This is a genomic window from Corynebacterium sp. LaCa78 (genome assembly GCF_046717505.1).
GTDB lineage: Bacteria > Actinomycetota > Actinomycetes > Mycobacteriales > Mycobacteriaceae > Corynebacterium.
Genome location: NZ_CP177112.1, coordinates 336,764 through 362,773 on the forward strand (window position 1 = coordinate 336,764; position 26,010 = coordinate 362,773).

The following is a 26,010-nucleotide window of genomic DNA, read 5'->3' on the forward strand; positions in this document are numbered from 1 at the left end:
CCCCAGCCGAGGTGGAAACCGAATTTTGGAAGAAGACCCCGCAACAGGGAATAATAGAAATCAAGGCAAATGCCTAGGAACAAAACTCGGGGCACTTCACACCGGCAGGTGAAATACCTCAACAACATCCTGGAAGGCGACCATGGTCGGCTGAAGCGGATCCTCGGGCCAAAAGGCGCGTTTAAGAACCGGATATCTGCATATCGGACGTTGAAAGGGATGGAGGCGATGCACTCATTGCGGAAAGGGCAAGGCACGATGTTGGCCTACGGGCAACCGAACCCGGACGCGGTGATCGTCAACAGGGTCTTCGAGACGGCCTAACAACGCCCACACGCAGCGGCCATCAGGGAATGAGAAACTGAGTCTTCGCTGCTCTCCGCCCAACTTTGCAACAGCACCTATTAAGTTAACTTTACGGATTTTGAGGGTAAGGTTTTATGATCCAGTCCAATAAACCAGGTGTAGGGGCGGTTATCGTAGCCCTAGCTGTCCTATGGCAAGGAATCGGCACTGCGATAGTCGGAGCCCAAGTAGACCCAGAGCTATCTACTTTTACTACGTTTTCAGCGTTTCTTATCGCAGCGATTATCTCCACAGTGGTCTATTTAGCGTTTTATCGTAGAAAATACCGAGCTACGGAAACACCGCATCCCCCCATGAAAATGACAACTGCAGCAAGCCTCAATCTGTTTACTGCGGGCGCTTTCTGCTTATTCTATGTTTCCACTACTTTGATGCAGCCCACTGCAGCAAGTGTCATCGAAACAGGAGTCGGCCCTTTTATTGTCGCAGTAATAATGACTTGGTCGGCCAGAAGGCTCAGCAGTTCATTGGTGTCCACAACTGCAGTAGTGGTTCTGGCTCTATGTTTTTTCTTCCTAGGAACGGGAAGCAGTTCACCCCAGTCTTATCTGGGTTTCGCTCTAGCTGTAGGCGCAGGAATTTCTGCGGTAGGAGTGCTTTACTCCTCGCGCTGGGCTACTGAACAAGGGAACAGCGTTCTCACGATTGCAGCAGTGAGGTTTCACTTAGCTTGGATTATTAGCGGTCTCGTGGCTTTCTTTTCCGTGGAAGCGGAGATGCTTCGAGGCTCTACCCTGTCAATCGTCCTGCTATCGGTGATGTGCATTACTTTTCCTATCCTGCTCTTGCAGTGGGGAATTACCTTAGCGTCGCCTTTCATCTCGGCACTGATCATCGCGGCCCTTCCGGCCGTGGTGATGGCTACCGAGGTGGCATTGGGCTCTCAAGTCGAACCAATTCAGTTAACTTTGTTGATGCTCATTGTGGCAATAACCATAAGCCAAGCAATGTGGGGAACACGGAAAAAGAAAATATTAGTAGTTGATGATTCTTCAAGTAGCGCCGATCTGGTGGCAACCCTGCGCCAAAAAGGGACGTAGAGGTTGCTACTGCTAACCCGCCGTATGCCATCTCAGCTAACGAAGACGGGAGCATTTCCGATCCATGGGCCCTGGCCCCCTACTCCGGGAATGTAGCCAAGAAAAATTTGACCTTGTTGTGCCGGGAAGCGAATCAGGAGTATCCATAGCTGAGTGGGTTTCAGCTGAGTTAGGACTACCGCATAACGGTAGAGAGAAGATCTGCCACCGTCGCCATAAGCAAGGAATGATTGATGTTGCTCACCAATATGGACTGCGTGCCCCAAGGTCTGTTACCCTATCCCCCGCTTCTGCACAAGACAGCCTTTATCTAGACCCGTCCCTGGTCAAGGATTGTGTTGTCAAGCCTGTGGGAAGCGGGGCAGTGACCATGTCTATTTCTGCAAAACAGAACCCGAGACTCTTCAAGCGATTACTACCATTCAAAATTCTACGACTTTGCTAGGAGAAAAATCACCCTCCGTGGTTCTTCAGGAGTACGTAGACGGACCTCAATATTTTGTGAACACGGTGACAGCCGAAGGGCGTCATATTGTGACCGAAGTTTTCCGATACGGACTTACGGAGGAATCTGGAGCTCCCCACATATATTCAGCTATCACAGTAGGACCGGAGGACAACCACTATTCCGGTGCCGTGGAATATACCTTATCGCTCCTTGACGCTCTGGAAGTAAACTTCGGAGCCTCCCACGTGGAACTGAGGTGGTCTAAGGGGCAGTGGGTACTTATTGAATACAACGGTCGCTGTATGGGCCCCGAAGTACCCGACGAGGTCTATCTCCCGACTCGCGGTTTCAGCCAGATCAGTGTTCTCGCCACGATGCTAGTGGATGGTTTACAAGCTGCCGAACAGGAAGTACTCGCCGGAAATCTTGACGGGTGTGTCGCCTGGCTCATGCCTACCCCGCAGTCAAACGGTGTGCTTCAACAGTGCCACTGGGATCTTGTCCAAACTCGCCCGACCGTTCAGAGAATCTCGCGGCGACCAAAGATCGGCACTTATATCGATAAGTCGAATCGCGTAACAACTGGTGCGTTTGGCATGGTTTTTCTTGGCTCTTCTGACCGTGCTGCTGTTGAGACCGATCTTCAATCTCTTGAGTCTTTCGACGCCCATGGTGATCTGTTTACTGTTGCCCCCGGAAAGGATGCGTGATGACGACCCGAATTGCTGTTATCGGCGCAGGGGTCGCTGCTGCAGCGGTCGCACGACGGGGGCCCGAACCCCGGAAAGTGGACACGGGGATTTAATCACGATGCGATAGTAAGTGTAGCTAACCCGGCGTCTTCGAAGGCGTTCGGTGAGCGGTAACCGCACCATGAATGCAATCGTTTGGTGTTGTACCGCGTGCACCACCGAAACACATCCTGGCGGCAGGCCAACTGACTAGTGAAAACAGACTCATCCTACAGGACTTCCCGCTTCAACGAGGCGTTGAACGACTCCGCCAACGAGTTGTCCGCACTCGTCCCGATCGCGCCCATCGACTGGGTGACACCGAAGCGCACGCATAGTCTCCGGTACTGATCAGAGGCATAAACACTGCCGTGATCCGAGTGGAAGATCGCCCCGTCTAGGCTCCCGCGAACCTTCCGGGCCATCGTCAGGGCTTCTTCAACCAACTCGGTGCGCATGTGATCAGCGATCGCAAACCCCGTCAACTGCCGCGAATAGCAGTCGATAACCGTGGCCAGGTACATATTCGACCCGTCCGCGATCGGCAGGTACGTGATGTCGCCGACGTAGACCGCGTTCGGCCTGTCCGCAGTGAACCGGCGTTGCAGCAGATCCGGAAACCTCGGGGCCCGTTTACTCGACGTCGTCGTTTTCACCCGGCGTTTCCTGGTGAAACCAAAAAGGCCCATCTGCCGCATCAGCCGGGCGGTGCGCTTGTGATTGAGACGGCCGCCCTTGCCCCGGTCGTTGACGGGATCGGAGTTGATCGCCGCAGTCACTCGTTTCGCGCCGTAGCAGCCGTTCTCGGCGTTGAAGGTGGTCTTGATCTGCGCTCCCAGCACCGCGTCATCGACGAGGTGTTGCCGGCGGGCAGGGGCAGCTGATTTCCAGGACCTGGCATAACCGCTTGACCTCGTAGAGGTCTCGATGGTCGTCAACGAACCGGAAGCGGTTCACCAGTTCGTCTCTTCCGCGAAATACTTGGCCGCCTTACGAAGGATTTCTCGTTCCTCGCGGAGTTTGGCGTTTTCGCGTTCCAGTACGCGGATGCGCTCGGCGTCCGACAGTCCTGAGGCAGCGGTGGCGGAGTCCGACGCGGCGATGAGGCTGGCGACTTTCTCACCGTTGGCATTGGTTTTGGTGCGTGTGCCGAAGGCATCGAGCCAGCTGCGCAGCGAGTTGCGGTTGACCCCGAGATCGGAGGCGATCGCGTTGATCGTTGCTCCGGGAGTCGACTCGTACAACGAGACTACGTCACGCTTGAACCGCTCGGTGTAGGTCTTGCGTGGCATGGTGGAAAGGTACCTCACTTCCCCAGCGACATGCTGGTTTCAGCGTGTCCACCACCAGGGGGTCAGGTCCGTGCACTTGCGGCCTACTAGATCTGGCATGACGCGGTGACCAGGCTTGCGCCTAGTGGTGGTGCATCGACGCCGTTTAGTAAAGCCTTGAAGTCCCATGGTTTTCATGATTCGTGCAACTTTCTTGTGATTCGTCGGACCACAGCTCTCATCGGCTTTAAGGCTTGCGGCGATGCGTTGAGCTCCGTAAAGCCCGTGCTCATCGTCGAAGATGGTCTTTATTCTTGCACCAATAAGACCGTCGGAATGCATCTTTAAACTGCGCTTTTTACGGGTGTGGACCCATTTATAGAACGAGGAACGATTGAGCTTTAACACGTGGCACATCCGTGTGAGGCGAGTACTTTATTCGGTGGTCATCGACGAACTGGAAGCGGATCACCAGTGAGTTGCTTTAAGCAAAATATTTCGCGGCCTTACGCAGGATATCGCGTTCTTCGCGCAGTTTTGCGTTTTCTTTCTCTAGCTGGCGGATTCGCGCAGAATCATTCGCCGCTTGGGCTTTATCATGCACGGCTTTTATGCGGGCACGTTTGCCGGTGCCGTACTTTTTGACCCAAGAATGCAGCGAAGCTCGGTTGATGCCGAGTTCGGCTAATGCTGAGTTCAGCGAGAGGCCCTCATTGTTCCTTATAGAGGGCCACGGCATCGCGTTTGAACTGTTCGGAATACCTGGACATGATGGTAGATTACCTTTCTTCCCAGTCCGACTGGGCTGGATATCAGGTGTCCACCAAATGGGGGTCAGGTCCGAACGCAGATAAACATAACCTGCCCCAGCATGGGGCTAGGAGTATGAATCCTGGGCTCCTCCGAACGGAACTGCTAACAGCGTAATGGGCAGGCGGTTGCCTGCCCCCTCGCTGCTAGCTACGCTTGCCCCGCGAGTGCTACCTGGGCCGCGTGCACGGCGGCCTTATCGGCTTCCTGGATGAACCACGAATCGGTGCCGGGAATCGGCGGGGCCAAGGTAGTATCCGGGTACTCGGCGTGGGCGGGGATTCCTACGAGGTGCAGGCGCTCATCCACGGTGCCATCGGCGTTGTGGACCTGGCGGGTATCGGGGTCTTCGGCGGGCGAGCCGGTAGGTACCTCGATGCCATCGCTGGCGGTTTCTGTAAAGGCGCGCACGCGCCCGGATTCCACGAGGGAGTGCATGAAGGAATCGTGCGGGGTGCGGCGGATATCGGGCTTGTGCACCCAGGCATCGAGAAGCGTCGTGCCCGGGATGCGCTTGCCACCAGACGCGCTGGAGCTGATGGTCCATTCCCCGGCATCGGCATTCGTTCCCAAGACGGGGTTGCCGCCGACGAAGCTGACAATGCCGGCATCGACAAGCGCCAGCAATTGCTGCGTGCGGAAGGGCGGCGGGCCGGAGCACGTGGTCTGGCCCAAGGAGATGGCCTTATCGAACATGTGGTGGCGCGACTCCAGGGTATAGCGGCCCTCAGCGCCCAGAACCTGGGTGGGTTTGCGGGAGAAACCGACCGACCACAAAGCGGCGCGCACCGGGCTATCCGGGCCCTTCTGGGATTCTGCCAGGTCCTCGCACAGGCTCTGCGCGATGTGCTCGGTGAGCTCCTGCTGGTTGGAAAAATCCTCCGTGAGCAGGTGCATCCAGCGCAGTAGGCTGAAATCCTTGGTGGTATGGCGCGCAATGACCTCATCGAGCTGGGCCAGGCCGTTATAGGCCACGCCTGCATCTACCGGGGTGGCATCGAGGGCGGCGATGATCTCCTCGCGGGAGGCGCGCAGGCTTTCCGGCTCGACGCGGGCGAGGGTATCGATATAGGCCTGGTAGGCATCGCGGGCGACCGCAGGCCATACCTCGGTGTCATAGTTGATGGAGCGCGCGCCCGTGCGGTGGGATAGCTCGGCGACGACCTTCTTTAACCGCGGGATCTCCGCGGCCGGTGGGAGGGCGCCTTCATTGGATTGCGGCAGGAAGGGATAGCCGCGCCGGGATGCGGCTGCAAAGGTGGGCTCGGTGCCGGTGGCCTCATAGCGCATGCCCCAAGGCTTGGAGGAATCCTCGACGAACTTACCACCGCGGCCCACAGTGGAGAGGATGAGGATATCGAAAAAGCCCATACCAAGCCCGCGCACGAGGACCTTCTCGTTGTCCTTGATGGAGTCAACACCCTGGTCGATTGGGTTATCAGCGCGGATCCAGCGCAGGCTGGGGTTATCTTCCAAGGTCTTTAAGATCCACCGCTCGTTTTCGGTATAGCCCTGGTTTTGCCAGCCGGTGACCGCCAAGGTGGAGCCGGCCGCAACGGTGGTGTCGTTATTAAGGTGCAAAATATCTGCACCCTCGCGGGATTCAATATCCACCACGCGGGCGTGGTGTTGCTTGACCTCAACCCACTCCGGCACATCCTGCAAGACGGAGCGGAAGACCCACAGGATGTAGTGGCCGTACAGCGCGCGCGGCAAATAGGATTCGGGGCGCAGCTTCTCTAGCTCTGTGCGGCCGAATTCCCCAAGCACCTGCGGATCGAGTGGGTGGGCGGCGACGTAATCGCGGGCGCCGGGGGACACGTGGGCATCGCCAAGCGTCAGGCGGATCCACTCGTAGATGGTGGGGCCTTCCACCACTGGGGCCTCCACCGTGGAGTTGGTCTCAGAAAACAGCGTCATACCGTGGGCGAAGGTATTCATGCACAGGTATTTGGGCTGGTTGATATCCCAAATCTTGCCGCCGCCGTGCTGGGCATCATCGATAAGGTGCAGCGTTAGTTTCTCTGGCGGGTGGGAGACGGTATTGAGTTGTGCCACGAGGCGCTCGAGGACGGAAATGCCGCGGGGGCCAAGTCCAATCAGCGCGATGGATGAAGTGTTATCGGTCAACGCGGAGCCCTACCTTCTAGCTTATAGACCAAGCGGAATCGTCATAATAGACAATGAAGTCTATCAGCAAGAGAGGCGGCGAAATATGCACCGGCGGCAGCTTGGTGGTTGCAGGGCGCGCTCGCCAGCCGGAACACCCTGAGCGGGCGTGAAATTAATTCTTGGGCAGGCGGAGTGGTAGACAGATCGGTAGGCAATGCGCGGCGGGGGTGGCGGGCCGAAGCGTTGCCTTAGGGAGCTGGTGCGCGGGTAGGATTGTGGTCATGACAATCAAGGTTCGCGATGCCCACTTACACAACCTGCGCAACGTCGATGTGGATATGCCGCGCGGCCAACTCGTGGCGGTGACGGGAGTCTCCGGTTCCGGAAAATCCTCTCTGGCCTTTGGCACCATCCACGGGGAAGGGCAGCGCCGCTACCTGGAATCGGTGGCGCCGTTTGCGCGCCGGCTCATTAGCTCCGCGGTGGACCCACAGGTAAGCCAGGTGGAGGGCTTGCCGCCCACGGTGGCGCTGCAGCAATCCACCTCCGGCGGCGGGGCGCGCTCCACGGTGGGCACGGTTTCCGCGCTATCTAATAGCGTGCGCCTGTTGTACTCGCGCGCCGGGGATAACCCTGAGGGCCTCTACTCGGATGCCTTTTCACCAAATACCCCAGAGGGCATGTGTCCGCAGTGCCAGGGCGCGGGCGTGGTGCACGAGCCCACCGAGCAATCGATGGTGCCCGATCCCACCTTGTCCATTGAGGAAGGCGCCATTAAGGCCTGGCCCGGTGCGTGGGCGGGCAAAAATTTCCACGATATCCTCATGAACTTGGGCTATGACCTGGATTCCCCCTGGCAAGACTTGCCGCAGGAAGACCGCGACTGGATCCTATTTACCGAAGAACGCCCCGTGGTCACCGTAAAACCCCTGCGCGGCGCGGACCAGATCCAGCGCAATTATGAGGGCACGTGGCGCTCGGTGGCCAGTTACCTCACCAAGACGCTGCAGGAGACCCAATCGGAATCGCTGCGCAAGCGCACGTTGTCCTTCATGGAATCCCGCGAGTGCGATACCTGCCACGGCCGGCGGTTGAACCCGCGGGCGCTCAAGGTGATGTATGCGGGAATGAGCATCGACAAGATGGGCGCCCTGCCGCTGGACCAGGTCTATGAGGTACTCAGCGCGCAGGAACCGGAGGAGAATTCCGCGGAGGATCTGCTGCTCAAGCAGGTGTTGCCGGCGCTGACCTCCGCCCTGGAGCTGGGGTTGGCGCACCTGAGCCTGGACCGGCCCACCCAGAGCCTTTCGGCGGGTGAATTGCAGCGCATTCGGCTCGCCGCCCAGCTGCGTTCCGGGCTCTTTGGCGTGGCGTATGTGCTCGATGAGCCGTCTGCCGGCCTGCATCCCGATGAGCGCGGGGCGGTGCTGGATATGTGCCGCCGGTTTATTGACGCCGGCAATTCGGTGTTGCTGGTTGAACACGATATGGATTTGGTGGCCCAGGCGGATTGGCTCGTGGACGTTGGCCCCTACGCCGGCGAGGGCGGCGGCAAGGTGGTTTATTCCGGTCCGGTCGAGGACTACGACGCCGATACCCCTACCGCCCGCGCGTTGGCGCAGCGTGAGCTCGCGCTTGCCGATGCCCCACGCACCCCCTCCAACCACCTCCGCCTCCGTGGCATTTCGGCGCGCAGTATCGACGGGCTCGATGTGGACTTTGGCCTGGGGCAATTTACCGCAGTGGCCGGGGTTTCGGGCTCGGGCAAGTCGACGCTGGTGAGCACCGTGCTGGCAGAAACCCTCAAGGAATCCGCCACCGCCGTGGCCGATGAGGATAAAGACGACGCGGACGAGGGCGGCCACGAGTTCTCGCTTGCCGGGGTAGAGGGCCTGGATAAGGTCTCCCGTCTGGTGCAGATTTCCCAAAAGCCCATTGGCCGCACCCCGCGTTCCACGTTGGCCACCTATACCGGCCTTTTCGATAACGTGCGCAAGCTCTTTGCCTCCACCCCGGAGGCCAAGGAGCGCAAGTGGACGGTCTCGCGCTTTTCCTACAACGTGAAGCAGGGCCAGTGCCCCACCTGTGGTGGCGCCGGAAAAATCGAGGTAGAGCTGGTCTTTTTGCCGGGTTCCTATACCACCTGCCCACAATGCGGCGGTGCCCGCTTCAACGATGAAACCCTCGAGGTGACCTGGCATGGGCGCAGCATCGCAGAGGTGCTGGAGCTCACCGTGGATGAGGCCGCCGAATTCTTTGCCGAGGAACCAAAGATCCACCGCGCCATCGCCACGCTGCAGGCCGTGGGCCTGGGCTACCTCCGCTTGGGACAGGGTGCGCCGGAGCTTTCCGGCGGCGAGGCGCAGCGCATCAAGCTCGCCACGGAACTGCAGCGCTCCCGCAATTCGCGGCGCGGGCACACGGTCTACATGCTGGATGAGCCCACCACCGGCCTGCACCCAGCCGATATTGCCCTGCTCAATGCGGAGCTGCACAAGCTTGTCGATGCCGGGCATACCGTGATCGTCATCGAGCACGATCTCAACGTTCTAGCGAGCGCGGACCGCATCATTGAAATGGGCCCCGGCGCCGGTGCGGACGGCGGGCAGATCATCGCGGATGCCACCCCAAGCCAGCTGGCCGCGGAAGATACCGCGACCGGACGGGCGCTGCGGGCGCGCCAGCTGCAGAGCTAGCATCTCCCCTCGGTCCAACGCTGGCATCTGGGAGATTCCCTGGGATCTCACAGGAAAATGATGTACATCTGGTAGGCATGACAAATAATGGCTTTGGTGAAAACGGTTCCAATGGCCGAAAAGGCTCTCATGATGATGGGCGCGGCACTGACGAGACCCGCCAGTGGTCTGGCCCGGCCGAGGATGCCACGCGCCAGATAGGCCGCGTCCCAGATAATGCGGGCGGTAATGCCCGCAGCCAGCGCCCACAGCAGTATTTCCCGGGCGCGCAGCAGCCGCAGAATGAGACGCGGCAATTCGACGCGAACGCCGATTACCAGCAGAATTACCAACAAAACTATCAGCAGCCCGGTGGGCAGTATGGCCAGCAACAATACGCCCAGCAGCAGTATGAGCCGGTGCCGTCGGACTATGACCCGGACCAGCGCGGCAGGGGAAAGAAGAAAAACGGCGGGATGGCCGGGGTCTTTGCCGCCATCGCCGTCGTTGCCATCCTGGCGGCGGGCGCCCTGTTCTTCTTGTGGCGCAATGCCGCGAGCGATGCCGATAAGCCCGCGCCAGAACCGGTGACGGAAACCACCACCACGCAGGTGCCCACCACAGTGACCGAGACCGAGGATGCGGGCCCTGGTATTTCTGAGCGCCTGCGCAATCTGCCGAATCTGCAAGACGATCTCCCCGAAGATATTCCTACCGAGCTGCCACCGGAAATTCAGGACCGCCTGGAAGAAGGCGATGACCTCGACGTGGAACGCCTTTTGCGGGATCTCTTTGGCAATGGCGGCAACCAGCAGCAGGGCTAACCAGCGGTACCGGCTATAGGCAAGGCGGCGGCGCGGCGCGATTGCCGGCCGCTGCGCCGCAGTAGGTAAAATCTGGCAGCATGAATGAATCGATGCAGCTGGCTGAACAGGTGGCCGCCCAATTGGCGCGCCACCTTACCGATGTGGTGCTGTGCCCGGGATCCCGCAACGCACCGCTGTCGCTCGCCCTCCTCGCGCGCGAGGATATCCGGGTGCATACGCGCATTGATGAGCGCGGCGCTGCGTTTACCGCCTTAGGAATGGCGCGCGTGCAGCACCGCCACGTCGGGGTGGTGATGACCTCCGGCACGGCCGTGGCCAATACGCTGCCCGCGGTGGTTGAGGCGCACTATTCCCATACCCCGCTGGCCATTATCAGCGCGGACCGCCCGGAGCGGTTGATCGGCACCGGCGCCTCCCAAACCATCGTGCAAGATGGCATCTTCGGCGTCTATGCGGATACCACCCAGGTCAATGCGGAAGAGGATATCGCCGCCATTGCAGAGCGGTTTGAGCGCGACCTCCAGGTACACATCAATATCGCCTTTGACGCACCCCTGGTAGGAGATAGCCTGCCGGAGCGAGTAGGTGGCGATGGCACCCGCGCGGCCACCCCGCGGTTTTATGACCACGGCGAGGTCGCGGTGGACTTGAGCAAAAATACCCTTGTTATCGCCGGCGATGAGGCCTGGGAGGTCGAGGGCCTAGAAGACGTGCCGACCATCGCGGAGCCCTCCGCGCCGGGGCCCTTCCACCCCGTGCACCCGGCCGCGGCGCATATTTTCCGCAAGGCGCAGGTCTCCGCCAATGACTACGTGGTCAATACCAAGGTCGAGCAGGTCATCGTGGTGGGCCATCCCACGCTGCATCGCGGCGTGCTCGCGCTGATGAATGACCCGGATATCGAGCTGGTGGTGCTCTCGCGCACGGCGGACTTTACCAACCAGCGCGGGGATAACGCGCGCCTTGGCACCACCGTCAAGACCACCGGGGAGCCAAGCCGCGAGTGGCTCAAGATCTGCCAAGGCGCGACCGACATGGTCGGCGAGGCCGTGCGCACAACCCTGGAGGATGAAGAACTCGGGTTCACCGGCCTGCACGTAGCGGCGGCGGTAGGCGATACGCTCGCGGTCAATGACACGGTGGTGCTCGGCGCCTCGAATCCGGTGCGCGATGCCTCCCTCATCGGGCTGCCCTTTGACGGCGTGGATACCTACGCCCCGCGCGGGGTGGCGGGCATCGATGGCACCGTCTCCCAAGCCATCGGCGTGGCCCTGGCCACGCAATCGCTGGATCCCACTAATTGGCGCGCCCCACGCGTGATGGCCCTGGTAGGGGATGTGACCTTTTTGCACGATGCCAACGGGCTGCTGATCCCGGAGGACCAGCCGCGGCCAGAGAACCTCACCATCGTGGTGGCCAATGACAATGGCGGCGGCATCTTTGAAACCCTGGAACAAGGCGCGCCCGCGCTTCGCGATGCCTTCGAGCCGGCCTTTGGAACGCCGCATGGGGTGGGCATCGACAAGCTGGCAGAGGCTTATGACGCAGACTACCGTCTGGTGACCACCCCGCAGGAGCTGCTGGATACCCTGGCAGAGCTTAAGGAATACTCCACGGGCATCACCATCGTGGAGGCGCAGACCACCCGTGCCACGCGCCGGGCGCTGCAGGATAAGCTCACGCAGAAGGTGGGCCAGTAAGTGGCCCCGCGCTATAGGCCCGCGGTTGTTCGGCGTCGGCTGCACCAGCTCGTGCTGGCCATCTACGTGGCGCTGATCGTGGGCTCGGTGGGCCTGGTGGTAGGCCCCCTCCTCAATGACCGCGCCATTTCCGCGCAGCCTAGCCGGGCTTTGGCAACGGTCAAGGACGTCGGCGCGCTGCGCACCACCGTGGATTTTCAAGATAGCGACGGGATCTATCATTCCCCGCGGCAAGGCTTGCTCTATCCCACGGACTTGGGCGAGGGCCAGCAGGTATGGGTGCAGTATGCCGAGGATAATCCGGATTTGGTGAAGGTAGAAGGCCGCGAGTGGACCTTGGCGGTCATACCGGCGCTATCCGTGGCGGTTGTGTCTACGCTTGCCGCCGTGGGACTGTGGCGGCTTATTACCGTGACCACCCGCCGCGCTGAAAATCGGGCTGAAAAATAATTTACCCAGATTTTTCATTGGATTCACCAAAGGCCAAGAAAAATAGGTCATTATGGTGGCATGCGAGTTGCAATCGTGGCTGAATCGTTCCTCCCCAATGTCAATGGCGTGACAAACTCGGTGCTGCGCGTTTTGGAGCACCTGCAAGAAACCGGACACGATGCGATTGTCATCGCCCCCGGTGCCCGCGAGGGCCAAGAAGAAATCCCTGATTACTTGGGCTTTCCCATTTACCGCGTGCCCACCGTGCGCGTGCCGCTGGTGGATTCGTTGCCGGTGGGCGTGCCGACCACGGCCGTGGATGATGCGCTGCGGAAGTTCAAGCCCGATATCATCCACCTAGCTAGCCCGTTTGTGCTGGGTGCGGCGGGCGCATTTTCGGCCCGCCAACAGCGCATTCCGGCAGTGGCGCTCTACCAAACCGATGTCGCAGGATTCGCCACCAAGTACCACGCCTCCGCCTTGGCTTACGCTGTGTGGGAGTGGCTGCGCACGATCCACAACTCCTGCCAGATGACCTTGGCGCCGTCCTCGCTGACCATCCGGGATTTGGAAAAACACCACATCAAGCACGTGCGCCATTGGGGCCGCGGCGTCAATACCGAGCTTTTCCATCCCCAAAAGCGCTCGGCTAGCCTGCGCCGCAGCTGGGACCGCAGTGGAAAGAAAAACATCGTCGGCTTCGTCGGCCGCTTGGCCGCGGAAAAGGGCGTGCACCGGTTGTCCGCGCTTAATGGCCGCGAGGATATTCAGCTGGTCATCGTCGGTGACGGCCCCGAGCGCCCGCTATTGGAGGCACAGCTTCCCAACGCCGTGTTCACCGGCGCGCTCAGCGGTGAGGAGCTGGCTCAGGCCTATGCCTCGCTCGATGTCTTTGTGCACGCCGGCGAATTTGAAACCTTCTGCCAGTCCATCCAGGAGGCCCAAGCCTCTGGCGTGCCCACCATCGGCCCGCGGGCAGGCGGGCCCGTGGACCTTATCCAAGAAGGCTATAACGGCCTGCTCTTAGACGTGGATAGCTTTGTCGATGACCTGCCCAATGCCGTCGATGCGCTCTTAAACCCAGAGATCCATGCGGAGTTGCGGGATAATGCCCGCGCCTCCATTTCTTCGAAGACGTGGACCGCGCTGTGCGAGCAGCTGGTGGGCTATTACGAAGAGGTGCTGGAAGATACCCGCCGGGTGCCGCTGACCATTTTGGGGCAGCGCCCAGAGCTGCCGCGGTGGGCGGCTCGTGCCCTTGGGGCGCGCGTAGCCTAGACTAGGCATTTGTGTCTAAGGCAGATCTGGATAAAAAGCCCTTCGACGTCGCGCGCATGTTTGACGCCGTCGGCGAAAAATACGACCTCACCAATACCGTCTTGTCCTTTGGACAGGACAAGCGCTGGCGCAAGCGCACCCGCGAGCGCCTTAACCTGCAGCCGGGGGAGAAGGTCCTCGACCTCGCGGCCGGAACCGCGGTATCCACAGAAGAGCTGTCCAAATCCGGCGCGTGGTGCGTAGCCTGCGATTTTTCGCGCGGCATGCTCGCCGCCGGACGCGAGCGCGACGTACCCAAGGTGGCCGGCGATGGCATGAAATTGCCCTTTGCGGATAATACGTTTGACGCCGTCACCATCTCCTATGGCCTGCGCAATATCCACGATTACGAGCTGGGGCTGCGGGAAATGGCGCGCGTGACCAAGCCGGGCGGGCGCCTGGCGGTGGCGGAATTTTCCACCCCCATCGTCCCGGTATTCGGCACCGTGTACAAGGAATACCTCATGCGCCTGCTGCCCCCGGTTGCGCGCGTGGTCTCCTCCAACCCGGATGCCTATATTTACCTCGCGGAATCCATCCGCGCTTGGCCTGGACAAGAGGAGTTGGCGGCGGCCATCAACCGCAATGGCTGGGCCGACGCGGGCTGGCAAAACCTCACCCTGGGCATCGTCGCCTTGCACTCGGCAACGAAGCCGCTTGCCGATGCCCTGAAGTAAACCCCTTACAGCCCTCCTAGACCGCCGCGGTGGAGGCCCACAGGGGCGTATCGCGCCGGACGGCCCCTATGCTGCGGCCCGCCGTGCGCCACAGGCGGGCGATAAGGTCGCGGTCTTCCTCCGTGATGAGGTTGCCCATGAGGCGTGCGGCAGCGGGCATCAGCAAGCGGCCCACCGGACCGCGCAGTGCTAATGGGCCCGCCACGGGCAGGAATTGCGGGTAGGTCAACAGGCGGGCGGCCGTGCGCGCAAGCAGGAAGGATTCGCCATAGTGCTCGCGCAGGGTGGCCGGCCACGCGAGGGTGAAATCCTTCGGCCCGAGCATGCCCATCGCGAGCGCTGCGGTCTCGAGGCCGTAGTCGATGCCCTCGCCGTTTAAGGGGTTGACGCACGCGGCGGCATCACCAATGAGCATCCAATTGGCCCCCGCCACATTAGAGACCGCCCCGCCCATGGGCAGCAGGGCAGAGGTGACATGCTCGATGTCCCCAAGGCCCCACTCCGCGCGCTGCTGGGCGGCGTAGAACTCCAGCAACTTTTTGGTATTAATCTTGGCCGGCCGCTGTGCGGTCGATAGCGCACCGACGCCGATATTGACCTGCCCAAGCTCTGCGCCCAACGGGAAAATCCAGCCGTAGCCGGGCTGGACGGAATCGTCTTCGTCTTTTAATTCCACGTGCGAGTGCATCCACGGCTCGGTTGCCTGAGGGGAGGCGGCATAGGAGCGCGCGGCGATGCCATAGACCTCATCGCGGTGCCAGGTGCGGCCCAATTGCTTGCCAAAGGTAGAACGCACGCCATCGGCCACGATGAGCCATTTCGGCCGAATAATCTGCTCGCCGATGCGAAACGAGGTCACCCGGTTGCCCTCCATGACCGGGGCGCTCGCGGGGGTACCGGATATAAGCGTGGCACCTGCGGCGGTGGCAGCCTCTACCAGCTGCGCATCGAGCCTAAAGCGCGGCAGGGCAGTGCCCACCTGGGAAGGATAGGTCTGCGGCCACGGGGCGGTGACGTCCCCGCCGTAGCCGTGCAGCTTAAGCCCGCGGTTGCGGTAGACGGCGTTAATGGTGATGCCAAGCTTGTCTAGCTGGTGCATTGCCCGTGGGGTGAGGCCATCGCCGCAGGTTTTATCGCGGGGGAATGTGGCTGAATCAATGAGGATAGTCTCATAGCCAGCGCGGGCGGCGTGGATGGCCGCAGCGGCTCCGGCGGGTCCTGCGCCGATGATGGCGACTTCGACAGGGCGGGGGGAATCGATCTGTTCCGACATAGGGACTATCATTGCACTAGTTCAACCCCTCAAGTGTGTTAAGGGGGCTGGTTTGGACTACGGTAGATAAACGATTATCTCTGGCTTTTAATTGCAAGGAACGCTATTTAATGACTCACGGCCACTCGCATGCCACTCACGTGGATCTTGGTGATCCACAGCTTAATGAACGCATTGGCGCGGGCATGGAAGCAGTAGAAGAAAAGCTGCGCAGTGAAACTGACCGCGGCCAGGACTTCTTGAAGGACAAGGTAAGCCATCTGTCCAAGGCGGGCGGCAAGCGCTTTCGCCCGATGATGGCCCTGCTTGCCTCTGAGTACGGCGCCAAACCGGGCTGTGAAGAGGTTATTAAATCCGCCACCGTTGTGGAGATGGTGCACGTTGCCACCCTGTACCACGATGATGTGATGGATGAGGCGGACCGCCGCCGCGGCGTGGAATCCGCCAACTCCCGGTGGAATAACTCCGTGGCCATCCTTGCCGGTGATGCCCTCCTCGCGCACGCCTCCCGCCTGATGAGCCAACTAGATACCCATACCGTGGGCCACTTCGCGGATACCTTTGAAGAGCTGGTGACCGGCCAGATGCGCGAGACCATCGGTGCCGGTGAAGCCAACCCCGTGGACCACTACATGGCCGTTATTCAGGAAAAGACCGCGGTGCTTATCGCCTCTGCCGGTTACCTCGGCGCGTACCACTCCGGCGCCTCGGCCGACCACGCTGCGGCGCTGTACCGCATTGGCGGTGCCATCGGCATGATCTTCCAGATCGTGGACGATGTCATCGATATCTTCTCCGATCCGAAAGACTCCGGAAAGACCCCGGGCACCGACCTGCGAGAGGGCGTGTTTACCCTCCCCGTCCTCTACGCCCTGGAAGAGGACGGGGAAGTGGGCGACCAGCTGCGTGAGCTGCTGACAGGACCCCTAGAAACCGATGCTGAGGTCGAGCGTGCCATCGCCCTCCTGCGCCAGTCTGGCGGCCGGCAGAGGGCGCTAGAGGACATTAATGCCTACCTACGCACGGTAGAAGAACAGCTTTCCGTACTGCCGGAAAATTCCGCTAGCCAAGCGCTGCGCCAGCTCGCGGATTACACCGTTCGCCGAGTGGGCTAGCTGCTTGCTGGTGGCCCCTCCTAACATTCCATTTCTCCCCGCTGCGCTGGCGATTTGGAGGTAGGTGGGTGATTCATAGTAAAGTACATACACGCACCGCAGAGTGCATGCCAGGTTGCCCGAGCGGCCAAAGGGAGCGGACTGTAAATCCGCCGGCATTGCCTTCAGAAGTTCGAATCTTCTACCTGGCACAACATAAAGCCCCACAAGCTGAAGCTTGTGGGGCTTCGTGGCATATGCGACAAAAGTGTGTCTTGGGGCTTAAAGGTCAAAAGGGGATATTCCAGTTATGTCTTGCGCAGGACGAGCGCAGACCTTATCATCCACCTGAGTTCATTCGTATTCCAGAATTCAAAAAGAGGTTTTCCTTGAAGTTTGGAACTAAGCTTGCTGCTTCTATCGCACTAGCTTCTGTACTCGTACCAGTGCCAGTCGCTACATCCGCAGAAAATTCTCAGAACGAGGTTCAGCAGTCAACCAACACAGGGACGGGAAATGATGTCCTTAAGGAAAGGATTGCTAAGGCCCAGGAGGAGCAACAGGCACTTCTCGTAATCAATGACGCTAATGAGAGTGGATACTCCGCTGAAGTAGTAAACGGCAATGTTCATAAAGAAGCAGACGCAGTAGTTGTAGAAAGCCCGAATGGCAAAGAAGAAGCTCTGCCCACTTCAAAGACTCTCATCACTGGAGAGAAAGTAAACATCGAATACTCGGTAGAGGGCAACCAGATCGCTGCAAAGTATTCAACGAATGTTGATCCAGAGTTGGTCGACGCAACTCTCATTCAGACTCGGTCTGCTGCTGGGTGTGCGGGGGCTGTCCTTCTAGGGGGCGCAGCAACTGTGGGATCCGCAGTCGAAGTCGCGTCCGCGCCGCTCACAGGCCCTATTGGGCCTACGATGGCTGCGGTTACCATGGCAAACGCATCTGGCTCTATCATAACAGCCGCTGACCAGTGCGGATAAATATAAGAAACACGAAAAAGTAAGGGATAAAAATGAGCCTTGGACGTAGAATGCTGATCATCTCGTTGGGTACGAACATTGCAATGCTGTGTTTCGTGAGTGCTGTTCTACAGATAGTTCTGCCGAACGATGCACCGCAGTGGCTCATCTTTGGAAATATTGTTGTATTCGTAGCAATGGTCTACAACACGTACAAAGTAGTGACCGTATGGCCGGATAAAGATAAAGAGGAAATGGCCACGGGTAGGTGATTCCCAAATTTTGAAGCGTCCTGGGTTGAGTTCCGCTCCGTTTACGACCCTGTGTTGATGGGCTGAGTGAGATAGTATTCGGTTTCCACTTTTTGTGGGGTGGCGTAGTCCAAGGCCTTATGAATCCGCTGGGCCTGACCCCCGATGTGTCTACTTTCCGGGGGTCAGGCCCTAGTTCAGATTTCCCGTCTACTCAGAGGAAAAACCTGGGACACTTCAAACTTCAGTCTGGAATGATTACTGTCCGTCCTTGCTGCCCAGCCTTGGTAACCTCTACGGGTAGGCCATATAGGTGCTCAATTAGTTCTGAGGTGATTATGTCCACGGGATTTCCGTGGGCGACTAACTGCCCGCTTTGCATCGCTACTAGATGGTCGGCGAAACGTATCGCTTGCTGGAGGTCGTGTACTACGGCGATGACTGTTTTGTCCTCGTTTTCGCTGAGGTTTCTCACCAGAGTGAGCAAGTCATGCTGATAGCCCAAATCCAAAAAGGTTGTGGGCTCATCCAGTAGGAGCACTGGGGTGTCTTGGGCTAGCGCCATGGCCAACCAAGCGCGTTGGCGTTGACCGCCGGATAATTCATTCATTCGCCGGTCAGCCAGCGAATCCAGTTCCACCGTCGATATTGCTTGGGATACCTTGTCGAAGTCTTGGCTGCTGCGTTGCCCCAACGCTCCCAGGTGTGCGAACCGGCCACGTGCTACCAGTTCCGTTACGGTGAGATGTTCAGGGGCTATTGCATCTTGGGCCATGAGCGCGATGCGCCGCGATAATTCTTTGCGGCCGAAAGAATCAATCGCTTTGTTTTCTAAGGAAATAGTGCCTGCCTCTGTGGGCAATACTCGCGCCATAGCGCGCAGAAGCGTGGATTTGCCACAGCCATTGGGGCCAATAATGCACGTAAATTTTCCGCGCGGGAAATCCACGCTTACGTTGTTTACGGCGGTGAAGTCACCGTAAGTGACGGTAGCGCCCTGTACTGCTACCGCGATGTCTCCATCGCTGTCTGAATCTGGGAAAGCCATTTTGGGGAAAGTCCTTTCAAAATTACCTGCGGTAGGTGCGGTGCGCGAAGAGCATGAGGATGATCAGGTATGTGCCGCCCAAGGTGACGGTTACGACGCCAACCGGAAGCATGGTGGGGTGGAAAAGCTGTTGCCCTATGATGTCGCAGACCAATAGCAAGGTGGCGCCGATAAGTGCACCAGCAGGGAGGCTGACTCGTTGGCCACCGGTAAGGAACCTTGTCAGGTGTGGTGCCGCTAAGGCTACGAAAGAAATCGGACCGGCCAGCGCGGTGCACAGTGCTGTTAAAAGGGCAGAGAGGAACACTAGAACAAGGCGGGTGCGGGTTACATTTAGGCTGAGGGAGTAGGCGGTGTCATCGGCAAGCTCTAGGGCCTCGCAACGCGACCTCAACGTGAAAGTTAGCACGATGATTAGTGCCAGCACGATGGCCGCTGGGCCGACGAAAATCCATTCAATGCCGTTGAGCGAACCAGCAGCCCACGTGGCCGCAGCCATAGCCGTGTCCAAATCTGCGCTCAAGATGAGGTAACGGTTGACCGCGGAGAGCGTAAGGGAGACTCCGATACCGACCAGGATGAGTCGCATGCCGCTTACCTGCCTGCGTAGGGCTAGGACGACGATGATCAGTGCGGTGATCCCGCCCCCAACCACCGCTCCTAATGCGACGTTAATAAAACTGCTGAACCCTAAGTAGCTCACCACGATCACCCCGGTATAGGCACCGGTGTTAAAACCAATGATGTCGGGCGAGCCCAGCGGGTTGCGGGTTACGGTCTGAAAAAGCGTGCCGGCAATAGCGAGGCCAGCCCCTACCACGATGGCAGCGGTGACTCTGGGCAAGCGCCATTCGTAGATTACGGTGGTGCCGAAGCCGGAGTCGGGGTGAATAAGCGCCTGCCAAGCCGACACGCGATCTAGTCCTGCGCCAGGGTACGTCAGCGCTACGACGGCAGCGAGAAGGACTGCGGCGACGCCCACAAAAAGCACAATTGTTTCGCGGCGGCGGTATCGCGCAGCGATGGTGCGTACCGAGGTGGTAGCGGCTCGCGTGGCATTTAGGTCTGTGGTCCTCATAGAACCACCTGCTTGCGTTGTGCAAGGAAAATGAGGAAAGGAGCACCGATTATTGCGACGGTTACTCCGGCGGGTAACTCGCCGGGCAAGATAAGCCGCCCAATGATGTCGGCGAAGAGAAGCAGATTTGGACCGATTAACCCACTAATCCAAATCTGATCGCGCTCATTGGTGATGCCTACTTGGCGAACCAAATGGGGGACAAGCATGCCGACAAATGCTAAGACGCCGACTGCGGCAGTGGTCGTTGCGGCGAGCAAAGATACAACAAAGAGGGCCAGTGCGCGGGTTTGGGCTACGTTGATGCCAAGTGCTTCTGCAGCGTGTTCACCCAGCGGCAGGACGGTCAGGCGGGGCGCTAGGAAAACCAACATCACTGCGGCGACGGCCAATCCGCACCCCATGAGATAAAGCGGGGTGGTAGAAGCAATATCCATGCTGCCCACCATCCATGCCTTGATTCGGGCAAAGGCTTGCGGATCTAGGAGTGACATGCCCTCAGAAAGGCCTTCGAACACAGCGCTTAACGCCACGCCGGCAAGCACGATACGGAGCGGATCTATGGCGCCAGAGATGTCTCGGCCAAGGCGCGCAACTAATAGCATGGTGCCACCCGCACCGATCAAGGCAGCGGCGGTAAAAGCTAGGGGTGAAGATAGCCCGAATACGCTAAGAGCGAGCGCGGCCGCGAAGGCGGCGCCGGCGTTCATGCCGAATACTCCGGTATCTGCCAGCGGGTTTCGGGTGATGATCTGGAGAATGCAACCGGCGACCGCGAGCCCAGTACCCGCGAGGATGGCGGCGACGGTGCGTGGGATTCGTCGCTCATACAGGATGTCTCCAGCCGTGCTGCTGCCGGGGCCGCCGCGGAGGCCTGCGACTATTTCAGAGGGGGTAAAAGACTGCGCGCCGATGAACAGGCTGAGCACAATCAGAAGCACCATTAGCAAAAGTGCAAGTGCAAGGAAGGCGCCGACCCGCCACCTGCGGCGACGAGTATTCGGTACACCCATTGGGGGGAGCGTTGATTTGGTATGCGTCATATTATTTTCAATAAATAAGTAAGTTAGCTTAGGCTAACCATTATGTCAGAAATAATGTTTAACAAAAAACGCCTGCTATCAAGCATGGCTGCCGCCGTCGCCATTGCCTTGTCACTGTCTGCTTGCAGTGCTGCCGAAAATGACGATTCCAAGGGCGGTCCGGGCAATGAAAGCGTCTCCCATAGCGGTGAGCGCTTTGGTACCGCTGATGAAGAAACCGCCAAGTTGGGAACTGATGCTGAGCCGGGCCAATTCCCCCGCACCATCAAGCACGCCAATGGTGAAACTGAGATTAAAGAGAAGCCAGAGCGCGTCGTGGTGCTGGACATGGGTGAGCTCGACTCTGTGCTGTCCTTGGGGATTAAGCCGGTAGGCATGGTTACCTCTAAGGGTGCGAATCCAGTGCCGGATTATCTGGCTGACAAGGTGAAAGACGTACCTTCGGTGGGCACCATTCAGGAGGTAAATGTCGAAAAAATCGCGGAGCTCAAGCCCGATCTCATTGTGGGCAGCCAACTGCGCGTGGACGATCTGTACGGGCAGCTTTCCGATATCGCGCCGACCGTGTTGGCTATCCGCCCAGGATATCCATGGAAGGAAGACTTCCGGCTGATCGGTGATGCGCTCGGTGAAGAGGAGAAAACCGTCGATATCCTCAATGACTATGCGGATACCTTGGCTGAAATCAAGGAGAAGATGCCGAAGGACACGACGGTCTCTATGCTTCGATTCATGCCGGATAAGATCCGCTTGTACGCCAATAAGTCCCTTATCGGTGTCATTCTGCGCGATGCAGGACTGGCTCGCCCTGAAAACCAGGACATTGATGAGCTGGCAGCGGAGATTTCTCCAGAGTCCATTTCTGAGGCAGACGGAGATTACCTGTTCTACTCCAGCTATGGCGATCCATCGGCCACTGGTGAGGACAAAATTGTTGAATCCGAACAATTTAAGAATCTGTCAGCGGTGAAGGAAGGCAAGGCCTTCCGCGTCAGCGATGACCTCTGGTTCTTGGGTCTTGGCCCAACGGGTGCGAAAAAGATTGCGGAAGAACTAGTCGAATACTTGGATGTTAAGTAATTGACCTGAGGGCATGAGGGCCCGCCCGAGTTGGGCGCTTCCCGCGTAGGGAAAGAAGAGCCCTTGTGCTCTAGTCCGCCTTATAAAGTCTTATGGGCCAGCAGATTCGCGCTATGGTGGCGAAATCCTGCTGGCCCATAAACCTGTTTTCAGTAAGCGGGCGGATTAGAGCCCGAAGTAATCGCGCAAATCAGCCGCGATGGCATCGAGGCGACCGGCGTCGGGGGACTCCAGGTAGCACTTGAGCTTGGGCTCGGTGCCGGAGGGCCGAACGATAACGCGGTCATCGTTATCGGTGAAGAACTTCGAGCCTTGGGCAAACTTTTCCACCTTGGACACCGGGGAGCCGGCGAGCTCGGTCGGTGGGGTGGCAGAGACCTTGTCCATTGCTTGGGTAATCAGACTCAAGTCCTCGACGCGGAAAGTCAGCGGCTGCGTGTGCAGGGCGCCGACCGTGGCGTAGATGTCATCCAAGAGGCCTAGGAGGCTGCTTCCAGCGGCCTTGCATTCGGCGGCGAGGCTGGCGAGCACCACGGAGGTGGAGATGCCGTCCTTATCGCGCACTGCGTTGGGATCGGGGCAGAAACCAATGGCTTCTTCGTAGCCGAAGGCAAGCTCCGGGGTGCGGGCGATCCACTTGAAACCGGTCAGGGTTTCCTCGTGGCCGAGGCCGTAGTGTGCGGCGATGCGCCCGAGCAGGCGGGACGATACGAGGGAGTTGGCGAAGTTGCCGGTAGCGCCGCGGCGGGCGAGGTAATCGCCAAGCAAGGCGCCGGTCTCATCGCCACTGAGCTGGCGCCAGGTGCCATCGGTAGGCACGGCGGCGGCGCAGCGATCGGCGTCAGGGTCATAAGCGATAAGGATATCGGCACCGATTTTCTCAGCATGCTGAATGCCAAGGTCTAGGGCGCCGGGCTCCTCCGGGTTGGGGAAAGAAACCGTGGGGAAATCTGGGTCGGGAGCGGCCTGTTCTGGCACCAGCGAGACAGTAAAGCCGCAGCGAGACAGCAGTTCCTTACCCAGTTCGGCACCTACGCCGTGCATGGCGGTCAGAGCGATGGTGATATCGGTATTTTCACCGACCAACGTGGCGGCGCGGTCGAGGTACTCCGCGCGGGTATTGACGTCCTCGATGTGATCAGAGGTGAGCGGGACCTCATCGGCATAGGGGGCCTTAGCGATGGCGGCGGCGATTTCCTTATCGGCTGGGGAGATGAGCTGCACGCCCTCGCCCGGGCCGGTGGCAACGCGGCCACCCAGATACACCTTGTAGCCATTATCGGCAGGCGGGTTGTGGGAGGCGGTAACCATAATGCCGGCGTCCGCGCCTAAGGAACGCACCGTGAAGGCGGTCAGCGGGGTCGGATTCTGCGCAGGCAGGACTAAGGCCTTTCCGCCAGCGGCGGAGATAACCTGCGCGGCATCGCGCTGGAACTGCGCGGAGCCGTGGCGGGCATCGCAGCCGATGACAACGACCGGGGTATCGACCTGCTGCTTGAGCCAGGTAATAAGACCGTAGGTGGTGCGAATGACCACGGCGCGGTTCATGCGGGATTCGCCCGCGCCCACGGCGGCGCGCAGGCCCGCGGTACCAAAGTTCAGGGGGCCCGCGAAGGCGGCGGCGAGTTCTTCGGAGTTATCTTCCTCGATCCACGTGAGCACCTGACGGGCGGTGTCCGCATCCGGATCGTGTTCGGCCCAGGTGCGGGCGTAGTCGAAATCGAAGGTCTTATCCACAGACATGGCTTAAAGCTCCTCGAGGATCTTGGCAGAGGAGGACAGCCCCAGGCGGCTGGCGCCGGCCTCGATCATGGCGAGAGCATCCTCGGCGGTGCGGATGCCGCCGGAGGCCTTCACGCCCAGCTTGTCGCCTACGGTCTCGCGCATGAGCTTGACGGCGTGGGTGGAGGCACCGCCGGCGGGGTGGAAGCCGGTGGAGGTCTTGACAAAGTCCGCCTGGGCGGCAGCGGCGGCCTGGCAGGCGAGGACGATGGCGGCATCGGAAAGCGCGGCAGACTCGATGATGACCTTGAGCACCTTGCCCGGGATGGCATCGCGCACGGCCTGGATTTCTGCCTGCAGCTCCTCGGCGCGGCCCTCGATGGCCAGCGGGATGTTGATGACCATGTCTACTTCCTCGGCGCCATCGGCAACCGCGCGGGCGGCTTCAGCGGCCTTGATTTCCGGCTTGACGGCGCCGGAGGGAAAGCCCACGACCGTGGCGACATGGAGGGACTTCGGGGTCTCGAGCGGCAGGGCGGAAGGGGAGACGCACACGGCGTAGGTGCCAAGCTCGGTGGCCTCTTTTACCAGGGCGCGGAATTGCTCCGGGGTGGCCTCTGGCTTGAGCAGGGTGTGGTCGATGTAGGAAGCAACGTCGTTGCGAGAAGTCATGATTTTCTCCTTTAGGAAATAGCAGCGGATTCTTTACGGGCCATCTTGAGGTCAGAGACCACATAGAGGCCAGAGCCGATGGCGGCGATGAAGGTGAGGACCAACAGCGTGGTGGTGTAGCTGGTGGATTCCTGCAGCTTGGCGGTATAAGCGATGCCCAGGGGCACGGCGATATTGATGGTGAGGTTGTAGAAACCAATGGCGATGCCGGACTTGGCTGCGCTGATATTGCGCAAAGCGGTATTGACCAGTGGGGCGTACATCAGGGCAAAGCCGCTGGCAAAGGCCACGATGGCGATGATGAGCACGGAAACGTGAACCTGCGCGAAGAACGCGGCGAACAAGAGCGCGCCGGCAACCATGCCAAAGGCGGTGTAAATGGTGGCGCGAGAGGACATGACCTTGCCAATTTTGCCGGAAAAGATGCCGACGAGGATGGCGCAGATATAGCCCGGCACCATCAACAGCGAGGCCTGATCCAAGCTCATGCCGTGCATGTCATGGGCTGCAAACGGCAGCAGGAAGATAAAGCCCAGCTGCGTGGAATAGACAAAGAGCACCATGATAATGGTCCACACGTAGCGGCCATTGGTGAAGAATTCCGGGGTAACCACGGGGTTCTTCGCGTTCTTGATGTGCACGATGAATGCGGCAACGCCCACGATGGCGAAGATGAGCCAGTACCAGGTGTAATCCTGCATGAACAAGATAAGAGCGCTGGCAAAGAGGGCAACGTAGAACAGGCCGAGCGCGTCCAGGTGGCTTTCCACGGCCTCATCTTCCGGCACATTCTTAATGATGGGCGGAATGGTCAGCAGGAGGATGAGCGGGATGAGGAACATCGCCGTCCAAGACACGTGGGTGGAGATGAACCCGGAGGTCAGCGCGCCAATGAGCAGGCCAGCCTGGAAGGCGGCGGTGGAAAAGCCGAGGTAGGTCTTTTGATCATCCTCGCTCAAGTGCTTGGTCACGTAGATGACATAGAGTGTCTCAGCGGCGGCCAAACCGGTGGTTTGAATCAGGCGGCCGGTTAATATCATGGCCCACGAACCAGAGAAGACGAAGGCCAGGATGGAACCCACGGCCACAAAAACGATGCCGGTAAGCATCAGTTTCCGGATAGAAATGGAGTCCGCCAAGGCGGCGTAGACGACGGCGCCGATACCAATGATCACGCCGGCCAGGGAGGCCTGCAGCGACGCGGTCTTATCGGAAATTTCGAGCGCTTCCGCGATCGGCATGGTCATCGTCTTGAAACCATTGTCAATGATAAGGGAGAAGACGAAGACAAACAGCAGGATGGGGACGGCGGCCTTGGGGTTTACCTGGGTGCGCTCACCCGGGGTGGCCTTAACTTTTTTCAGCATGGCGGTGG

The 26,010-nt window shown here is 59.4% G+C and carries 23 protein-coding genes, 1 tRNA gene and 1 pseudogene; 13 read left to right on the forward strand and 12 right to left on the reverse strand.

Annotated elements, in window-relative coordinates; genetic code table 11:
- Positions 1-99: 99 nt before the first annotated feature.
- The 3 genes and pseudogenes from ACLI1O_RS01710 to ACLI1O_RS01720 form a co-directional block, all read left to right on the forward strand.
- Positions 100-324 (forward strand): annotated as a pseudogene (locus ACLI1O_RS01710) (DDE-type integrase/transposase/recombinase); the annotation flags it as partial.
- A 116-nt stretch (positions 325-440) separates the two neighbouring features.
- Positions 441-1,406 (forward strand): hypothetical protein, encoded by a 966-nt coding sequence (locus tag ACLI1O_RS01715; RefSeq protein WP_239268780.1) that lies wholly within the window; start codon positions 441-443, stop codon positions 1,404-1,406.
- A 333-nt stretch (positions 1,407-1,739) separates the two neighbouring features.
- Positions 1,740-2,564 carry an ATP-grasp domain-containing protein gene (locus ACLI1O_RS01720; RefSeq protein WP_239268778.1) on the forward strand — a complete coding sequence of 275 codons (825 nt, stop codon included), beginning with the start codon at positions 1,740-1,742 and terminating at the stop codon, positions 2,562-2,564.
- A 251-nt stretch (positions 2,565-2,815) separates the two neighbouring features.
- On the opposite strand, the gene ACLI1O_RS01725 is transcribed toward ACLI1O_RS01720, so the two are convergent.
- From ACLI1O_RS01725 to ACLI1O_RS01745, 5 genes are all read right to left on the reverse strand, one after another.
- The gene (locus tag ACLI1O_RS01725; protein WP_255722740.1) at positions 2,816-3,523 is read right to left on the reverse strand and encodes an IS3 family transposase; all 708 of its coding nucleotides are present in this window, start codon (positions 3,521-3,523) and stop codon (positions 2,816-2,818) included.
- A 15-nt stretch (positions 3,524-3,538) separates the two neighbouring features.
- The gene (locus tag ACLI1O_RS01730) at positions 3,539-3,877 is read right to left on the reverse strand and encodes a transposase (RefSeq protein ID WP_255716835.1); all 339 of its coding nucleotides are present in this window, start codon (positions 3,875-3,877) and stop codon (positions 3,539-3,541) included.
- Positions 3,878-3,916: 39 nt separating this feature from the next.
- Positions 3,917-4,264, reverse strand: coding sequence for an IS3 family transposase (locus ACLI1O_RS01735; RefSeq protein ID WP_411706916.1), 348 nt, complete (start codon positions 4,262-4,264; stop codon positions 3,917-3,919).
- 76 nt (positions 4,265-4,340) lie between these two features.
- A complete protein-coding gene (locus ACLI1O_RS01740) occupies positions 4,341-4,595 on the reverse strand; it encodes a hypothetical protein (RefSeq protein WP_239270140.1) in 255 nt (84 codons plus the stop codon).
- Positions 4,596-4,816: 221 nt separating this feature from the next.
- The gene (locus ACLI1O_RS01745; protein ID WP_239270141.1) at positions 4,817-6,796 is read right to left on the reverse strand and encodes an FAD/NAD(P)-binding protein; all 1,980 of its coding nucleotides are present in this window, start codon (positions 6,794-6,796) and stop codon (positions 4,817-4,819) included.
- 263 nt (positions 6,797-7,059) lie between these two features.
- On the opposite strand from ACLI1O_RS01745, the gene ACLI1O_RS01750 reads away from it, so the two are divergent.
- The 6 genes from ACLI1O_RS01750 to ACLI1O_RS01775 all read left to right on the forward strand — a co-directional run bounded on the left by ACLI1O_RS01750 (position 7,060) and on the right by ACLI1O_RS01775 (position 14,406).
- Positions 7,060-9,474, forward strand: a complete 2,415-nt coding sequence (locus ACLI1O_RS01750) for an excinuclease ABC subunit A (RefSeq protein WP_411706917.1) — start codon at positions 7,060-7,062, stop codon at positions 9,472-9,474.
- Between the two features lie 77 nt (positions 9,475-9,551).
- Positions 9,552-10,277: a hypothetical protein gene (locus ACLI1O_RS01755; protein WP_239270143.1), complete on the forward strand. Its 726-nt coding sequence runs from the start codon at positions 9,552-9,554 to the stop codon at positions 10,275-10,277.
- A gap of 80 nt (positions 10,278-10,357) precedes the next feature.
- Positions 10,358-11,980, forward strand: a complete 1,623-nt coding sequence (gene menD / locus ACLI1O_RS01760; RefSeq protein ID WP_239270144.1) for a 2-succinyl-5-enolpyruvyl-6-hydroxy-3-cyclohexene-1-carboxylic-acid synthase — start codon at positions 10,358-10,360, stop codon at positions 11,978-11,980.
- The gene (locus ACLI1O_RS01765) at positions 11,981-12,430 is read left to right on the forward strand and encodes a DUF3592 domain-containing protein (RefSeq protein ID WP_239275281.1); all 450 of its coding nucleotides are present in this window, start codon (positions 11,981-11,983) and stop codon (positions 12,428-12,430) included.
- A 60-nt stretch (positions 12,431-12,490) separates the two neighbouring features.
- The gene (locus ACLI1O_RS01770) at positions 12,491-13,690 is read left to right on the forward strand and encodes a glycosyltransferase family 4 protein (RefSeq protein ID WP_239270056.1); all 1,200 of its coding nucleotides are present in this window, start codon (positions 12,491-12,493) and stop codon (positions 13,688-13,690) included.
- An 11-nt stretch (positions 13,691-13,701) separates the two neighbouring features.
- A complete protein-coding gene (locus ACLI1O_RS01775; RefSeq protein WP_239270057.1) occupies positions 13,702-14,406 on the forward strand; it encodes a demethylmenaquinone methyltransferase in 705 nt (234 codons plus the stop codon).
- Between the two features lie 16 nt (positions 14,407-14,422).
- Here ACLI1O_RS01775 and ACLI1O_RS01780 read toward each other — a convergent pair whose 3' ends face one another.
- Positions 14,423-15,691 carry a geranylgeranyl reductase family protein gene (locus ACLI1O_RS01780; RefSeq protein ID WP_239270058.1) on the reverse strand — a complete coding sequence of 423 codons (1,269 nt, stop codon included), beginning with the start codon at positions 15,689-15,691 and terminating at the stop codon, positions 14,423-14,425.
- 98 nt (positions 15,692-15,789) lie between these two features.
- Between ACLI1O_RS01780 and ACLI1O_RS01785 the strand changes: the two genes are divergently transcribed.
- The 3 genes from ACLI1O_RS01785 (at position 15,790) to ACLI1O_RS01795 (ending at position 17,762) form a co-directional block, all read left to right on the forward strand.
- The gene (locus ACLI1O_RS01785; RefSeq protein ID WP_239270059.1) at positions 15,790-16,794 is read left to right on the forward strand and encodes a polyprenyl synthetase family protein; all 1,005 of its coding nucleotides are present in this window, start codon (positions 15,790-15,792) and stop codon (positions 16,792-16,794) included.
- Between the two features lie 109 nt (positions 16,795-16,903).
- Positions 16,904-16,985: transfer RNA gene (locus tag ACLI1O_RS01790), tRNA-Tyr, on the forward strand.
- A gap of 177 nt (positions 16,986-17,162) precedes the next feature.
- Entirely contained in the window at positions 17,163-17,762 is a 600-nt protein-coding gene (locus ACLI1O_RS01795; RefSeq protein WP_411706918.1) for a hypothetical protein, read from the forward strand.
- 474 nt (positions 17,763-18,236) lie between these two features.
- Here ACLI1O_RS01795 and ACLI1O_RS01800 read toward each other — a convergent pair whose 3' ends face one another.
- Genes ACLI1O_RS01800 through ACLI1O_RS01810 form a run of 3 tightly spaced genes read right to left on the reverse strand, consistent with a single transcriptional unit; the run spans position 18,237 to position 21,062 of the window.
- Positions 18,237-19,040 (reverse strand): ABC transporter ATP-binding protein, encoded by an 804-nt coding sequence (locus tag ACLI1O_RS01800; protein ID WP_239270061.1) that lies wholly within the window; start codon positions 19,038-19,040, stop codon positions 18,237-18,239.
- Positions 19,041-19,062: 22 nt separating this feature from the next.
- On the reverse strand, positions 19,063-20,118 hold the full coding sequence (locus ACLI1O_RS01805; protein ID WP_239275283.1) for a FecCD family ABC transporter permease: 1,056 nt from the start codon (positions 20,116-20,118) through the stop codon (positions 19,063-19,065).
- Positions 20,115-21,062, reverse strand: a complete 948-nt coding sequence (locus ACLI1O_RS01810) for a FecCD family ABC transporter permease (RefSeq protein ID WP_239275285.1) — start codon at positions 21,060-21,062, stop codon at positions 20,115-20,117. The genes ACLI1O_RS01805 and ACLI1O_RS01810 overlap by 4 nt, the downstream gene beginning before the upstream one ends.
- Before the next feature lie 141 nt (positions 21,063-21,203).
- Here ACLI1O_RS01810 and ACLI1O_RS01815 point away from each other — a divergent pair, with 141 nt between their 5' ends.
- Positions 21,204-22,241, forward strand: a complete 1,038-nt coding sequence (locus ACLI1O_RS01815) for an ABC transporter substrate-binding protein (RefSeq protein ID WP_239270064.1) — start codon at positions 21,204-21,206, stop codon at positions 22,239-22,241.
- A 165-nt stretch (positions 22,242-22,406) separates the two neighbouring features.
- Here ACLI1O_RS01815 and ACLI1O_RS01820 read toward each other — a convergent pair whose 3' ends face one another.
- From ACLI1O_RS01820 to ACLI1O_RS01830, 3 genes are read right to left on the reverse strand one after another with little or no spacing between them, the layout of a single operon-like run.
- Complete coding sequence (locus ACLI1O_RS01820) at positions 22,407-23,984, reverse strand: phospho-sugar mutase (RefSeq protein WP_239270065.1); 1,578 nt, start codon at positions 23,982-23,984, stop codon at positions 22,407-22,409.
- 3 nt (positions 23,985-23,987) lie between these two features.
- Positions 23,988-24,635: a deoxyribose-phosphate aldolase gene (gene deoC, locus ACLI1O_RS01825; protein ID WP_239270066.1), complete on the reverse strand. Its 648-nt coding sequence runs from the start codon at positions 24,633-24,635 to the stop codon at positions 23,988-23,990.
- An 11-nt stretch (positions 24,636-24,646) separates the two neighbouring features.
- Positions 24,647-26,002 carry an MFS transporter gene (locus ACLI1O_RS01830; protein WP_284772090.1) on the reverse strand — a complete coding sequence of 452 codons (1,356 nt, stop codon included), beginning with the start codon at positions 26,000-26,002 and terminating at the stop codon, positions 24,647-24,649.
- Positions 26,003-26,010: the final 8 nt, after the last annotated feature.